12 protein-coding genes and 1 tRNA gene are annotated in these 14,414 nt (G+C 67.3%); 8 read left to right on the forward strand and 5 right to left on the reverse strand.

From position 1 onward, the window contains the following. Positions 1–6 precede the first annotated feature (6 nt). Genes BM417_RS23395 through menC form a run of 3 tightly spaced genes read left to right on the forward strand, consistent with a single transcriptional unit; the run spans position 7 to position 3,216 of the window. On the forward strand, positions 7–1,419 hold the full coding sequence (locus tag BM417_RS23395; protein ID WP_093598239.1) for an amino acid permease: 1,413 nt from the start codon (positions 7–9) through the stop codon (positions 1,417–1,419). After that, on the forward strand, positions 1,397–2,116 hold the full coding sequence (locus BM417_RS23400) for a hypothetical protein (protein ID WP_093599237.1): 720 nt from the start codon (positions 1,397–1,399) through the stop codon (positions 2,114–2,116). Before BM417_RS23395 ends, BM417_RS23400 begins: the two co-directional genes overlap by 23 nt. Further along, positions 2,113–3,216: an o-succinylbenzoate synthase gene (gene menC / locus BM417_RS23405; protein ID WP_093598242.1), complete on the forward strand. Its 1,104-nt coding sequence runs from the start codon at positions 2,113–2,115 to the stop codon at positions 3,214–3,216. Before BM417_RS23400 ends, menC begins: the two co-directional genes overlap by 4 nt. On the opposite strand, the gene BM417_RS23410 is transcribed toward menC, so the two are convergent. From BM417_RS23410 to hrpB, 3 genes are read right to left on the reverse strand one after another with little or no spacing between them, the layout of a single operon-like run. Next, entirely contained in the window at positions 3,201–3,803 is a 603-nt protein-coding gene (locus BM417_RS23410; protein ID WP_245822121.1) for an HD domain-containing protein, read from the reverse strand. The two genes, menC and BM417_RS23410, sit on opposite strands and share 16 nt — an antisense overlap. Continuing rightward, positions 3,800–4,882 carry a macrolide family glycosyltransferase gene (locus BM417_RS23415; protein WP_093598245.1) on the reverse strand — a complete coding sequence of 361 codons (1,083 nt, stop codon included), beginning with the start codon at positions 4,880–4,882 and terminating at the stop codon, positions 3,800–3,802. The genes BM417_RS23410 and BM417_RS23415 overlap by 4 nt, the downstream gene beginning before the upstream one ends. Before the next feature lie 57 nt (positions 4,883–4,939). Further along, positions 4,940–7,219: an ATP-dependent helicase HrpB gene (hrpB, locus tag BM417_RS23420; protein WP_093598248.1), complete on the reverse strand. Its 2,280-nt coding sequence runs from the start codon at positions 7,217–7,219 to the stop codon at positions 4,940–4,942. Between the two features lie 234 nt (positions 7,220–7,453). Here hrpB and BM417_RS23425 point away from each other — a divergent pair, with 234 nt between their 5' ends. Genes BM417_RS23425 through BM417_RS23435 form a run of 3 tightly spaced genes read left to right on the forward strand, consistent with a single transcriptional unit; the run spans position 7,454 to position 10,428 of the window. Then, on the forward strand, positions 7,454–8,263 hold the full coding sequence (locus tag BM417_RS23425) for a GNAT family N-acetyltransferase (RefSeq protein ID WP_093598251.1): 810 nt from the start codon (positions 7,454–7,456) through the stop codon (positions 8,261–8,263). Positions 8,264–8,313: 50 nt separating this feature from the next. Next, positions 8,314–9,600: an MFS transporter gene (locus BM417_RS23430; RefSeq protein WP_093598254.1), complete on the forward strand. Its 1,287-nt coding sequence runs from the start codon at positions 8,314–8,316 to the stop codon at positions 9,598–9,600. Positions 9,601–9,645: 45 nt separating this feature from the next. Continuing rightward, positions 9,646–10,428: a DsbA family protein gene (locus BM417_RS23435; protein ID WP_093598257.1), complete on the forward strand. Its 783-nt coding sequence runs from the start codon at positions 9,646–9,648 to the stop codon at positions 10,426–10,428. On the opposite strand, the gene BM417_RS23440 is transcribed toward BM417_RS23435, so the two are convergent. Continuing rightward, positions 10,421–11,659: a phenylacetate--CoA ligase family protein gene (locus tag BM417_RS23440; RefSeq protein WP_245822123.1), complete on the reverse strand. Its 1,239-nt coding sequence runs from the start codon at positions 11,657–11,659 to the stop codon at positions 10,421–10,423. The genes BM417_RS23435 and BM417_RS23440 overlap by 8 nt on opposite strands. 123 nt (positions 11,660–11,782) lie before the next feature. Between BM417_RS23440 and BM417_RS23445 the strand changes: the two genes are divergently transcribed. Continuing rightward, a tRNA-Ala gene (locus BM417_RS23445) sits at positions 11,783–11,855 on the forward strand. A 216-nt stretch (positions 11,856–12,071) separates the two neighbouring features. Here BM417_RS23445 and BM417_RS23450 read toward each other — a convergent pair. Beyond that, a complete protein-coding gene (locus BM417_RS23450) occupies positions 12,072–13,277 on the reverse strand; it encodes a tyrosine-type recombinase/integrase (RefSeq protein WP_093598260.1) in 1,206 nt (401 codons plus the stop codon). Between the two features lie 415 nt (positions 13,278–13,692). Between BM417_RS23450 and BM417_RS46955 the strand changes: the two genes are divergently transcribed. Continuing rightward, the gene (locus BM417_RS46955) at positions 13,693–14,217 is read left to right on the forward strand and encodes a hypothetical protein (RefSeq protein WP_143138772.1); all 525 of its coding nucleotides are present in this window, start codon (positions 13,693–13,695) and stop codon (positions 14,215–14,217) included. Positions 14,218–14,414: the final 197 nt, after the last annotated feature.

Consider the following 14,414-nt stretch of genomic DNA (forward strand, 5'->3'; position numbering starts at 1 on the left):
GACCTGATGAGCAACGAACAGCGCGTCGGGGCGCGGGTGTTGCGGCGCAAGCCGATCGACCAGCTGACTCATCCGGGCAGCGAGCTCAAGCGCACCATGGGCGTCGGGCACCTCACGATGATCAGCATCGGGGCCACGCTCGGCACCGGCATCTTCGTCGTGCTGGGCGAGGCGGTGCCGAAGGCCGGTCCTGCCATCGTCGTGTCGTTCGTCCTGGCCGGAATCACCGCGTTGTTCTCCGCGCTGTCGTATGCCGAACTCGCGGGTCTGATCCCGGCGTCCGGTTCCTCGTACTCCTACACCTACGCCACGCTTGGCGAGATCGTCGCGTGGGTCTGCGGCTGGTGTCTCGTGCTGGAGTACGGGGTGTCGGTCGCGGCGGTCGCGGTCGGGTGGGGGCAGTACATCAACGAGCTGTTGCATCTGCTCACGGGCCTGCGGATTCCGGACGTGCTGAGTCAGCCGCCGAGTGCGGGCGGGATCATCAACATCCCTGCCGTGCTGGTCGTGGCGCTCTCGATGCTGGTGCTGCTGGGCGGCTCCAAGGGCAGTGCGCGCACGAACACGATCCTGGTGTGGGTGAAGGTGGGTTCGCTGCTGATGTTCTGCGCGGTCGCGTTCACCGCCTTCAAGGCGGGCAACCTTCAGCCGCTGTTCCCGTTGGGGCTCGCGGGCATGAGCGCCGGTGCGGCCACGTTGTTCTTCTCCTACATCGGGTTCGACGCCGCGTCGACCGCCGGCGAGGAGGCCAAGAACCCGCAGCGCGACCTGCCGCGCGCGATCCTCCTGTCGCTGGTCGTGATCACCGTGCTGTACTGCGCGGTCGCGTTGGCGGCGGTCGGTGCGATGCCGTGGCAGTCGTTCGAGGGCACAGAAGCGGCGCTGAGCCGGGTGCTGACCGACAACGTCGACGGCGCGATCTGGCCGATCCTGCTGTCGATCGGCGCGGTGGTGGCGACGGCCTCCGTGGTGCTCACCGTCCTTTATGGACAGACACGCATTCTGTACGCGATGTCCCGCGACGGACTGCTGCCGTCGCTCTTCGCGAAGCTCAGCCCGAGGACCGGTGTGCCGTTTGCGAACACGCTGGTCGTCGGATCGTTCATCGGCGTGCTCGCCGCGTTCGTGTCGTTGGGGTCGCTGGCCGACGTGACCAGCATCGGCACGCTGTTCGCCTTCGGTCTGGTCAACATCGCGGTGATCATCCTGCGCCGCATCGAACCGGATCGTCGCCGGAGCTTCCGAGTGCCGTTCTCGCCGGTTACGCCGTTGCTGGGGCTGGCGTTCTGCATCTACATGATGTTCAGCCTCGGGCGCGACTCCTGGATCGCGTTCGTCGTCTGGATGGTGGTCGGGTTCGTCATCTACTTCGGTTACAGCGTCAGGAAGGCTCGCCTTGCGGTTCCAGGTGATCAGTGACGTCGCCGGCATCGCCCGCGTCGCCAGGTACTACGCCGAGGTCTGGGACACCACCGAGGACGTCCTGTCCTCGGAGACGTTGCACTGCGTCCGGCACGCGGGCGGCGCGACGATCGGGGCGTTCGACGGCGACGAGCTGATCGGCGCGACGACCGGGCTCTTCTGCCCGGACGGCTCGGTGTACTCGATGATCGCGGCCGCGCGGACCGGCGTCGGGCATCCGCTGAAGCTCGCGCAGAAGGACTGGGCCGCCGGGCTCGGCGCGAAGTCGATGCGGTGGACCTACGACCCGCTGGTGTCGCGCAACGCCCGGTTCAACCTGGTCAAGCTCGGAGCGATCGTCACCGAGTACACAGTGGACTTCTACGGGCCGATGCGCGACGGCGTCAACGACGGCGACGAGAGCGATCGGCTCACCGTGCGGTGGGATCTCACGGGGGCCCGCGAGCCGCACGAGTCGGTGCCCGCCGGCGAGGTCACGAAGATCGCGCCGGACGGGGAGCCGTTGGCGTGCACGGACGGCGAACGGATCTGGTGCCGGGTGCCGCGCGACATCGTGCTGGTGCGCAAGGAGTCCGCCGAGACGGCGAAGCAGTGGCGGGAGGCGGTGCGCGGGGTGTTCGTCGACGCGTTCGAGCAGGGCTACGTCGCCACGTCGATGTCCCGCGAGGGCTGGTACGAACTGGAGCGCCGGTGAAGATCGAACGGGTCGAGCTGCTGCACGTCGCGATTCCGCTGGTGTCGCCGTTCCGCACGTCGTTCGGGACGATGACGACCAAGGACACGTTCCTGCTGCGGGTCGTCACGGACGTGGCGGAGGGCTGGTCGGAGTTCGCGGCCGACCCGGAACCGCTGTACTGCTCGGAGTTCGTCGCCGCCGCGGAACTGGTGCTGGAGCACCACCTCGTGCCACGGGTGACGCCCGAGGTCACGGCCGCGGAGGTCGCGCACCGAACCGAGGCGATCAAGGGGCACAAGCTCGCCAAGGCCGCGCTGGAGACCGCGATCCTGGACGCCGAGCTCCGGTCGTTCGGGATGTCCATCGGCACGTTCCTCGGCGCCACGGCCACGAAGGTGCCGGCCGGGGTGTCGGTCGGGATCAAGAACTCGATCCCCGAGCTGATCAGCGACGTCGAGGGCTACCTGGCCGAGGGCTACGCGCGGATCAAGCTCAAGATCGAGCCGGGCTGGGACGTCGAACCGGTGCGGGCCGTGCGCGAACGCTTCGGCGACATCCTGTTGCAGGTCGACGCGAACACCGCGTACGCGCTGGCCGACGCCGAACACCTGCGCGGGCTGGACGAGTTCGGCCTGCTGCTGATGGAACAACCACTCGACGAGGACGACATCCGCGGGCATTCGCTGCTCGCGCAACGGATCCGCACGCCGATCTGCCTGGACGAGTCGATCACCTCCGCCAGGGACGCTGCGACGGCCATCGCGCTGGACGCGTGCCGGGTGATCAACGTCAAGCCCGCGCGGGTCGGCGGCTACCTGGAGGCGCGCCGGATCCACGACATCGCGGTGGCGCACGGGATTCCGGTGTGGTGCGGCGGAATGCTGGAGACCGGTATCGGGCGCGGGCCGAACCTCGCGCTGGCCGCGTTGCCCGGATTCGTGCTGCCCGGCGACGTCTCGGCGTCCCGCAGGTACTTCGCCGAGGACCTCACCGAGCCGTTCGAGCTCCAGGACGGCTTCATGCACGTGCCGGCCGGGCCGGGCATCGGCGTCGAACCGATCCCGGAGACGGTGAAGCGCTTCACGACCGCGACGAAGGTCCTCTACCCCAGGGACTGAAGCTCGCGGGCCAGGTTGGTCCGCGCGGCGGCGTCCCAGAGCTGTCGCGCGGGCTCGGTCACGAACAGCACCTCGCGGTCGAGCAACGTCTTCACCACGCGGGAGCGGCCCGCGCGCCACGTCGGGTCGTCGTACTGCGAGTACTCCTGGCGCACGGCCTGGCTGTAGCGCTCGTAGTGCTCCGGCTCCGAGCCGAGGATGGCCAGGTCGGCGTCGAGCAGCACGTGCGCCAGCGGGTCGTCGGACGAGTGCGTGATCGTCGCCAGCACCAACGACTCCACGCGCGCGATGTGCTTCTCCTCCACACCGGCCAGGCGTTCCCGTGCCCAGGCGGCCGACGCGCGTTCGTCCTCGCCGGGCTTGCCGTCGTAGATCACGTCGTGTGCGCACGCCGCCAGCGCGAGGATGGAGCGCTCTTCCACGGTGAACGCGAACGCGTCGGCCAGCGCCGACGAGTCGCGGACGACGGACATCACGTGGAAGGTGTTGTGGTAGGTCCGATGCGGTTCGGCGTACCGCTCCATCAGATCGCCCACGTCCGGTGCGCCACCGAGCGTGCGGACCGCGTCGTCCCAGATCCGTCTCACCGCGCCAGTTCCTCCTCGACGACGTCCGCGGCGACCGCGCTGCCGCCCGCCTGGTGAATCATGCGCCGCATGTCCTTCACCCGCGCGGAGATCGCGGAATCCGACGTCAGCTGACTCACCAACGAGCGCACCCCCTCCACGGTCACCGTGTCGAGCAGCACACCCAGCCCGAGCTCCTCGACGCGCTGGCCGTGCAGCCGCTGGTCGGTCATGCGCGGCACGACGATCATCGGGACGCCGTGGTGCAGCGCCTCCATCACACCGCCCATGCCACCGCGCGTGATGAACACGCCGGCGTGCTCCAGGACGGCCAGTTGCGGCACCTCGTCGTGCGTCTCGACGTTCATCGCGGGACTCAGAACCTTGCCCTTCGTGACAAGGTGCCACGGCATTCCGCGGGCCGCGTCCGCGCAGATCTGCGTGCCGGTCGTCGCGAGCACCACCGGCCTGTCGTGCGGCGGCGTCCACGTGCCCTGGAACGCGCGTTCGGTCAGGCACGGGCCGGTGAAGGTGAAGCGCTCGTCGAACGTGTGGCCCTCGGGCTGGAACTCCCTGGGGAACAGGGCGATCCGCCGGCGCGCGCCCGAGACGAACTCCGGCAGCGAACTGCCGACGAAACCGTGCACCCTGGTGAAGAACCTGATCGCGGCCGGGTCGAACCTGCGTGGCGGCACCACCGCGGTGCCGAGCGACCAGTGCTGGTTGCTGGTCAGGAGGACTTCCACCAACACGTTCCGCACGTCCAGGCGGTGCGCGATGACACCGCCCGACCAGGCCGCGATGTCCCACGCGATGACGTCCGGCCGGTCGTCGCGGAACGTGGCCTCCAGCTGCGGCAACGCCGACTCGGCCTCGGTGAGCGCGAGTTGTGCGGCGTCGTAGAGCGACTCCGGCAGCTCGCCGGGAAGCGTCGACTCGTAGCGGATCACGGTCGCGCCGCACTCCGCGATGGCGGGGGCGAACCGCTCGGTGGCCGGGCAGCTCACCCGATGTCCCCGGCGCACCAGTTCGGCGATCAGTCCGAGTGCGGGCAGGACGTGTCCGCGCTCGGGCATGAGGAAGACCGCGATGTGCGCCATAGACCAGAATAACGTTGTTCGATTCCTAATGGTTCAAAGAGATTGTCGTGATTCTGTTCAGGGTTTGTTGTTATTACCTTTGTCGTAAGGCCGCTCCGGCCAGTGGTGCTTGGGGTACCTGCCCTTGAGCTCACTGCGCACCCGCAGGTAGCCGTTGCGCCAGAACGACCTGAGATCGCTGGTCACGGCGGTGGGGCGACCGGCGGGCGACAGCAGGTGCACCACCACCGGAATTCCGGCGATGAGCGGCGTGTCGGCCCACTTCATGGCGTCCTGGAGACGGACGTGCAGGGCCGGCTGGTCCTGCGTGTAGTCGACCTTGCCCTGGCCGATGCGTTCCGGGGCGAGCTTGTCGAACTCCGCTGCCTCCGGCCACGGCAGCAGACTCCGCAGCAGCGCCACGGTGTCGATCTTGGCCAGGTCGGAGCGTTTCTTCGCCCTGCCGAGGTCGAGCGCGCGGATCAGGTGCTCGTCGTCGACGCTCGGCCAGTCGCGGGTCCGGTGCAGGAACGCCATCCGCTCGCGCAGGCGGCTGGCGGCGTCGGTCCACTTGAGCAGGCCGAGGCCTTCGGCTTCGAGGCCGAGACGGAGTGCCTGCTGTGATTTGGCGAGGTCGTTGAGCTTGCGCTCGCCGAGGCTGATGGCGCCGAGCTTGCGGACCTCGTTCGCGATGACGTCGCCGTTCCAGCGGATGTCGTCGACCGTGTGCACCAGGGCCTGGGCGGCGGTGACGGCGAGCTCCTCGTCGGCGGGAGCGGCGAGGCGGACGCGGCCGTGCTTGCTGCCCGGTTCGCGGTCGGCGATCGCGACCGCCAGCCACTGGAACTGCGAGTCGGTGTGCTCGACGGCCGTGCCGTTGGCCATCAGGTAGACGTTGCTGTTCTTGGACCGGCGTTTCGCCAGCCGTTCCGGGTAGGCGAGGGCGACGACGAGCGCGGGGTCGCCGTTGCCCGCCGGGTTGGTGCCGAGCTTCTCCAGCTTCCTGACTTCCTGGCGCCACTTGCCGGGGGCCTTCAGCGCGGTCGCGAGGTCGGTCGTGGAGGTGTGCGTGCTGTCGTCGAGCAGTGCCACGACCTCGGCGGCGGTCCGGTTGCCCGCGAGCGCGCTGCCGTCGATGAGGGCGCGGCCGAGCCGGGGGTGCAGGCCGACGCTCGCGATGCGGTCGCGGCGGCCGGGGTCGAGTGCGCCGATGGCGTTGAGGGTCTCCTGTGCCGCCTTGAGCGCGCCTTCCGGAGGGGCGTCCCACCAGTTCAGGCCGCTGCCGTCCGGGGTGCCCCACACCGCCAGTTCGAGGGCGAGCCGGGTGAGGTCGGCGGTCTTGATCTCCGGTTCCGGGTAGCGGGGGAGCGTCGAGTGCTCGTGTTCGGGCCAGCAGCGGTAGACGCGGCCAGGAGCCTCACGTCCGGCACGTCCGGCGCGTTGCTCGGCGACGGCCTGGGAGACGCGGATCGTGGCCAGACCGGCGAGGCCTCGGCGGTGGTCGACTCTCGGCACCCTGGCCAGTCCGGCGTCCACCACCGCGCGGACGCCCGGGACGGTGAGGCTGGACTCGGCGATGCTCGTGGCGAGCACGACCCGTTGGTTCGAGCCGCGTCTGAGGGCCGCGTCCTGGGTCTGGGCGTTGAGCTGGCCGTGCAGGATCACGGTTTCCGCGCTGAGCAGCCTCGCGGTGCGGTTGATCTCCTTGACGCCGGGCAGGAACGCGAGCACGTCGCCGTCCACTTCGGACAGTGCCTTGTTGATGGCCCTCGCGACCGTGTTCTCGATGTGCTCGTTGCGCGCGGGCGGGACGTAGGTGATCTGCGTCGGGAACATGCGCGACTCGGTGTGCAGGACCGGGGCGTTGAGCAGGTCCGAGAGTCGTTGCGCGGCAACGGTTGCGCTCGTGGCGAGGAGTTTGAGGTCCGGGCGCAGGCCCGCCTTGGCGTCCAGGAGGAGCGCGAGCAGGAGGTCGGCGTCGAGGTGGCGTTCGTGGACCTCGTCCAGCAGGACCGTGCCGACGCCCTTCAGCTCCTGGTCGTGTTGCAGCCTGCGGACGAGAAGACCGCTGGTCACGACCTCGATGCGGGTGTGCCTGCTGGTCTTGCGGTCGCCCCGGACCGAGTAGCCCACGGTGTGGCCGACGGGTTCGCCCAGCAGGCTCGCCATGCGTGCGGCGGCGGCTCTGGCGGCGATCCTGCGTGGTTCGGCGACGATGACCCTGCCTTCGAGCGCGAGCGGGACCAGCGTCGTCTTGCCTGTTCCCGGTGGTGCGACCAGCACTGCGGCGCCGTGCTCCTGGAGTTGCTCCAGGAGTTGGGGGAGAACGGATTTCACCGGGAGATCGGGCAGGTCCACGTCGATGAGTGTGTCAGGGTTGTCGGATGGGGCTGATCGGCGTGGCTACTTGCCGGCGGGCGCCGTGGTCGTGGCCGGCGTGGTTCGCTCAGGCCGTGCCGCGTCGCGAGTTCCCGCGGCGGAACGGTCAGCCGGAGACCGCGGCTGTGCCGGCGCCGCTGTCGTGGGCGACGATTGGGGTGTTCCTGTTGGACTGCGCGTTGCGTCCAGGTGCCCAGTGGAAGGACCGCCGCGTTGGTTGACCCGTTGCGCGACCCGGACGACCCGGAGCTGCTCGACCCCTATCAGTCGAGGTCGCTCGCGATCCTGGTGGAAGGGGCGCGGCTCGCGTCCGGCGCCGTCCGGTACGGCAAGGTCGGCAAGGTCGGTTCCGCGGCCGTGGTGATCAACCGGGAGAACCCGCTGCCGTCCGGCAACTTCGGATGCGCGCTGGACGGGTCGTCGGTCGAGGTCGCGTCGACGTTGTTGCAGCTCGAGCACACCTTCGCCGCGGTGGGGCGCGCGGAGGCCGTCGTGTACGCGTCGCCGACCACCGTGGACGAGATCGAGGGGATCGCCGACGACTCCGGCTGGTACGCGGTCGAGGAGCTGTTGACCGTGGTCCATCGCGGGCCTGCCTCGGTCTCCGAGGGGGTGCGGCGGGCGGTCGACGCGGACGTTGCGGGGATCGTCGAGCTGCTGTCCGACGAGCTGGTCGGGAACCGCGAGCGGTTGTCGCGGTGGCTCGGGCATCGACTGGACGACCCGCGGTGCCTGGTCCTGGTGATGGACGACGGCGACCGGATCGGCGGGTTCGTGTCGGGGTTCGCCGAACGCGGTGTGGGCCTGGTCGAGCAGTGCGTGGTGCGTCCGGCGCGGCGGCGTCGGGGCGTGGGGCGGTCGTTGGTGGTGTCCGCTGTCTCCGCCTTGCGTTCGGCGGGTGCGATGCTGGTCGCGTCGCAGGTGGACGAGGGTCCGGGGGAGCGGTTCGCCGAGGCGTGCGGGTTCGTGGCGGCCTATCCGGTGACGGCATATGTACGCAGAGTGGATGAGCTGCTCGATTGAGTTACTTAGTTGCCGCGTGACATATCCTTAGCAGGGCTAAGGGAGGCTTTGTGCGCGAGCGGTTGCCGGTCGAGGTGTGGGTTCTGGTCGCGGCGAGCTTCATCATCGCCGTGGGATTTGGGATCGTGGCACCCGTTCTGCCGGTGTACGCGTCCTCGTTCGGCGTCGGTCACACCGCTGTCGCGGCTCTGATCAGCACCTTCGCGTTCGTGAGGCTGGCGTTCGCGCCGGTGAGCGGCAAGCTGGTCAACCGGTTCGGCGAGCCTCGGGTGTACATCGTCGGGATCCTGATCGTGGCGTTCGGAACCGCCATGTCCGGGTTCTCGACGAGCTACGCCGAGATGCTGTCGTGGCGCGCGCTGGCCGGTGTCGGGTCGACGATGTTCACCGTCGCCGCTCTGGGGCTGCTGATCCGGATCACGCCGGCGCCGATGCGCGGGCGGGCGTCCGGGATGTGGGCGGCGGGGTTCCTGATCGGCAACATCGCCGGTCCGATCATCGGTGCCGGGCTGGTGCCGTTCGGGCTGTGGGTGCCGTTCGTGTCGTACGGCCTGTTGCTGTGCGTCGCGGCGTTCGTCGTGTGGATCTTCCTCCGGCGGTCGACGCTGGTGGCGCTGGACAAGACCAACACCGAAGTGCCCATGACGGTGCGTGAAGCGGCACGGCACCCTGCTTATCGGGCGGCGCTGGCGTCCGGGTTCGCGAACGGCTGGGCCGTGTTCGGCGTGCGGATCTCGCTGGTGCCGGTGTTCGTCATCGAGGCGCTGGAACACAGCGCGGCCGTGGCGGGCATCTCGATGTCGGTGTTCGCGGCCGGCAACGCCGCGATGCTGTTCGTGTCCGGCCGGATCGCCGACACCCGCGGCCGCAAGCCCGTCGCCATCGCCGGTCTCCTGGTGAGCGGCCTCGCGACGGTCGGGATGGGCTTCACGGGCGACCTGTGGACGTTCATGGCGGCGTCGTTGATCGCGGGCATGGGCGCGGGCCTGCTGAACCCGCCGCAGAACGCGGTGGTGGCCGACGTCATCGGCGCGCGCGGCAAGGGCGGACCCGTGCTCGCGGGCTTCCAGATGGTGACGGACCTGGGCGCGATCATCGGCCCGATGTGCGCGGGCCTGCTGGCCGACTCGTTCGGCTTCGGAGCGTCGTTCGCCATCACCGGCGCGTCGCTGCTGCTGGCCGTGGGCTTCTGGTTCGTCTCCCCGGAGACCCTGCCCACACATGAGGAGGAGCACACGGCTGCCGCAGTAGCGCCGGAGTGCGGCTGCCTCGACGAAGGCGCCGAGATTCCGACCGGCGAACGCGTCGGCGGCAAGCCACGTCACCCGGAAGCGTGATTGCGCGCTCAGCTTTCTTTTAGTTTGTGTCGCTACCCTGTCGCCGTGGGTGGAGCAGAGCGCAGTGCGCGGAAGAAGAAGCAGGCCGCGCGTGCGGTGGTCCAGGCTCGTTCGTCGGGCTCTGACCGCACGAAGGTCATCGCGGGCATCGCGGTCGTGGCGGTGCTCGCCGTCGCCGTCATCGGCTACGTCATCTTCCAGCAGATGAAGCCGTCCACGTCGGCCACGGACGCCATTCCGCTGGCGCCGGCCGACCACACGATCTCGGCACCCGCCGTCCGCGACGGCAACACCGTGCTCGTCGGCAAGGACACGGCCACCGTGACCGTCGACGTGTACGAGGACTTCCTGTGCCCGATCTGCGGCACGTTCGAGAAGACCTACGGCACCGACATCAAGAAGGCCGTCGAGGACGGCAAGGTCAAGATCCGCTACAACATCCTGCCGATGCTCAACCGGGCGTCCAACCCGGAGGGCTACTCGACCGAGTCGGCCAACGCCGCCCTGTGCGTGGCCGACGACGGCAAGTTCAACGCGTTCCACGCCGCGCTGTTCAACTCGCAGCCCGAGGAAGGCGACGCCGGCTACACCAAGGACCAGCTCATCAAGCTGGGCAAGGAAGTCGGCGTGACCTCCGCTTCGTTCGAGTCGTGCGTGCAGAACCAGACCTACAAGACGCAGCTGGACGAGCTGATGTCCAAGACCAGCAACGACCCGGTCCTCCGGGATGCCGAGACGGGCCGCTTCCGCGGTACGCCCAGCGTCGCCGCCGGTGGCAAGCTCGTCGACCTGGACAACAAGAACTGGCTTTCCGACCTGGCTAAGTAAGCCCGTCGATCGGCGCCTGGCCCTGGGTCCACCGGGCCAGGCGTTGTGCTTTCCCCACCTCGGTGCGCGGCAACTTGCCCGGCTCGAGGACGTGCACCTGGCACGTGATGCCGAGGCGTTCCTTGAGCTTGTACGTCAGCTGCTGCTTGACGTCCTCTGTGGACTCGACAGCCACGTGCAGCTGCGCCGTGGTGGTCCGGCGGTCCTCGACGATGAGGTAGTGCGGGCTCGCGAGGTCCAGTACCACGGCCTCGATCTCCGTCGGGAACACGTTCACGCCCCGGATGACGAGCATGTCGTCCTTGCGCCCCTTGAGCTTGCTCATGCGCTTGAGGGTCCGCCGGCCTGCTGGTTCGTGCAGCGTGGCCACATCGCCCGTGCGGTACCGGAGAAGCGGCATGCCGGTCTTGGTGAGCGTGGTGAAGATGAGCTCGCCGTCCTCCGTCTCCGGGTAGAAGTGGTCCTCGGCGATGTTGAGAAGCCCTTCGGAGTCAAGGGATTCGCACGCCACACCAGGCCCGATGATCTCGGACAACCCGTAGATGTCCAGCGCCCTGATGTCCAGCCGCTGCTGGATCTCCTGCCGCATCTCGTCCGTCCACGGCTCGGCGCCGAAGATGCCGACCTGGAGGGAGTTCTCGCCGAGATCCTCCGCCAGCCGCAGCGCGTACGAGGGCGTGCAGCACAGCACGTCCGGCCTGAGGTCCTCGATGAGCCGCACCTGCCGCTCCGTCATGCCGCCCGACATGGGAATGACCGTGGCGCCGAGCTTCAGTCCGCCGTGATGCACCCCGAGCCCGCCGGTGAAAAGCCCGTAACCGTAGGCGTTGTGCACGATCGAGCCAGTGGTGGCCCCCGCGCCCTTCAGCGCCCTGGCCATCACGGTCGACCAGATCTCGACGTCGTTGGCCGTGTAGGGGATGAGCGTCGGCCGGCCACCAGTGCCAGACGACCCGTGCACGCACACGATGTCCTCTTGCGCGGCGATTCGCAGCCCGAACGGATAGTGGTCCCACAGGTCCTGCTTGCTGATCGTGGGCAGCAAGTGGATCTCGTCCAGCCGCACATCTGTGCCGCGCGTCACTCCCGATTCCCTGAGTCTGGAGCCCTGGAGGTTGTCCGTGCTCAGCAGGCGGTCGACGAGCGCTCGCAGACGTTGTTCCTGCAGCTCGTGACGGGCCTCGGGGTCCATGCACTCGATCTTCGGGTCAAGCGGTGCTCCGGCGGTCATCACCCGGTCCTACCAGCCCGAATGCGCTTTGGATACCCCCGATTTTTATCTTGTGGCATCGATGTTGTACGGTATTGGCACACGAGAACGGCAGGGAAACCTACCGGGAACGTGGACCTTCAAGGGGCTGTGGCGCAGCTGGTAGCGCATCACACTGGCAGTGTGAGGGTCAGGGGTTCGAGTCCCCTCAGCTCCACTTGAATTGAGAGCCCGTCTGATCGAGCGAATTCCGCTGGTCAGGCGGGTTTCTTGCTGTTCTGGGCTGATCTTGGGCGATCGTCTGTTGATCGTGTTGCGGTGACCCTATGGAGCAGTTCTGGAGCGGGATTCTCCGGCTTGATCGGCTTGTCAGTCGCTGGACTGGGTGATCGTCGCGCCCCTCCCACTAACGGTGTGAGGGGCAGTGGATTGCTTACGCCGCAAGCGGACCTGAAACATGGCGTTCTGCAGGTTCCGGCGTGGTTGGGTGAGTCTGGACATTCAGGTCTGCTTCATGCCAGCGCCGCTGTAGGTCGTTGAGGAGTCGGAGTTCGACTTCGGGTGCGACGTGGGAGTAGACCTCGGTGACGCGGTTGGGCAGATGGTGACCGAGCCGTCGTGCCTGGGCGATCTCGGGTGCGCCACCGGCGATGAGCCACGTCTTGTGACTGTGCCGCAGTCCATGGAAGGTCAGTCCAGGCCGGATTGGCACCGTACGGATACCTGCCCGCGGATGTCCTTCGTTGCCATTGACCGCAGGTTTGAGCGCTCGGCGGATGAACGTGCTGCGCCACAACCATGATCCGCCTTCAGTGGTGAACACGAACTCGTTGTCGTGCTGCTCAAGATGCTTGCGCAGCATGGTGATGAGGAATGGTGGCAGCGTGATCGTGCGGGCAGATGATGGAGTCTTGGGTGAACCAAGCCATCTCGTGTGTGCGCTTTCGTGCAGCGCCCCGGTGCGTGGGTCGATGATCAGGACGCCGCGGCCAAGGTCGACGTTGTCTCGTCGTAGGCCGGTGAGTTCGCCCCAGCGGCATCCGGTCCAGGCGGCGGTGATGATGAGCATGCCGGCGGTGTCGCCGCCGAGCGCGGCGGCGTGTTCGGCGATACGCAGGACTTCGGTGGGTGATGCCCAGACGCGTTCGCGTTCGATGCGGTAGCTGCGTCGTCCTCGACGCCGGTAGCGGCGGATAGGGTTAGCGGGGATGAGCCGTTCGTCGGCCGCGTCGGTGAGGATCATCGAGAGGACTTTGACGATAGTCGCGACGGTCGCGTTGGCGTAGCCGAGTTGTCGTAGGTCGCTGATCCATTTGTTTACGCCGAGTGCGGTGATCGCGTTGAGTGGTGTGGCGCCCCAGCGGAGCAGGATGTGGCAGCGCAGGACGCTGCGGTAGTTGTCGATGGTGCGTGGGTCGAGGTCGAGCGCGGCGAACCAGGTCGTGACCCATTCGGCGACGGTGGTGCGGCCGAGGGTGGGGTCGAGCCAGGTGTTGCGGCGTTGGTCGCACTCAATGTCGGCGGCATAGTTGTCTGCGGCACGCTGGGTGGTGAAGCCGGAGATCGAGGCGGTGTGCCCGCCGCTGGTGCGGTAGCGGACTCGCCAGGACTGCGTGCCGATCTGTTCTGACCAGGCCATTACGACCTCCGAGTGTGCGTCTCGAGCGGGGAGGCCTTAGTTGTGCGCCCCGGTCTCCTTGAACGCAAGTTGATCCGACGCGTTGACCGCGACAGGGCTGAGAACGGTAGGCGGGAGTGATGTCTGGTTGCAGCGCTTGAGTGCGGGCCTAGGCTGCCCTGCGCCAGATAATGGGAGCACTAAGCTGGAATTCCAGTCGGCTGGGAAATTTTGGTCTGTTTGGGTACTAGGTCTCTACCGTCAGTCTCGTTGGCTGTGGTAATCCATGGTCTGGAGTCTAGACGGCCACGTAGGGTCGGCGGCAGGCGTCGCAGATTGCTCGTCTTAGTCATCGCCGAGGTGCGCATTGCCTGGCTCCGAATGTCGAACGCCCTTCTGATATGGCACTTCGAGCTAGCGGGCAGGGAGGTCTGGTATGGGTACTTATGCCGAGACAAAAGAACAGCTGTTGCTGCGCGTGCAGGGCGTCCGTGCTGGCATCGTCAGGGGCGTTCCACTGAAAGGCGGGCGATTCGGAGGGTTTTTCCCTATTCGTCCCTGCCTTTGTGTCACCGAACCATGCCCGTGTGATGATCTTGGCGACCTCGACGACTTGATTATCTGGCTTCCTGTGTCGAATCAAGGTCGGGGAACCGGTTCGCGGGCGGGATCGGACGAAGTATTGGCCTACGAAGTTGAGCACGACGACCGGGTGCTTGTCGAGGTTCAGATTCCTATGACAATTGCGCAGCTAAGAAAGATAAAGGAGTGGTCCGATAGAGAGCAAGGTGAGCGATCCGATCGCGTGACTGTGCGCAAAGGGGGCAAAGTTTCGCCAAGTCAGGCGATACTAGGCGCTTTCTTGGTTGGCTATGCTTTGGGTGAGAAAATTGATGAAGGGACGGGTTTGTCTGAAAGTATTTCTGACTGGGCGGCGGACAATATCCCGTGGCCTTGGTGACCAGGGTGTGTTGAGATATTTGCAATCGTGCGTCTCGGGCAATGGACGTCAAGCTCGCAATGTTCGAACAGGATCAAGTGCAGGGTCACCGCCGCGACTAGACCGACCGTACTGCAGGCGGCGGTCTGGCTACGAGCGGACTTTGGACTCAGGTCACGAAGATGCAGAACCGTCAGACGCAACCTTGAGCTCGTGCG

Origin of the sequence: Lentzea waywayandensis, assembly GCF_900115955.1 — a bacterium.
GTDB classification, from domain to species: Bacteria; Actinomycetota; Actinomycetes; order Mycobacteriales; family Pseudonocardiaceae; genus Lentzea; species Lentzea waywayandensis.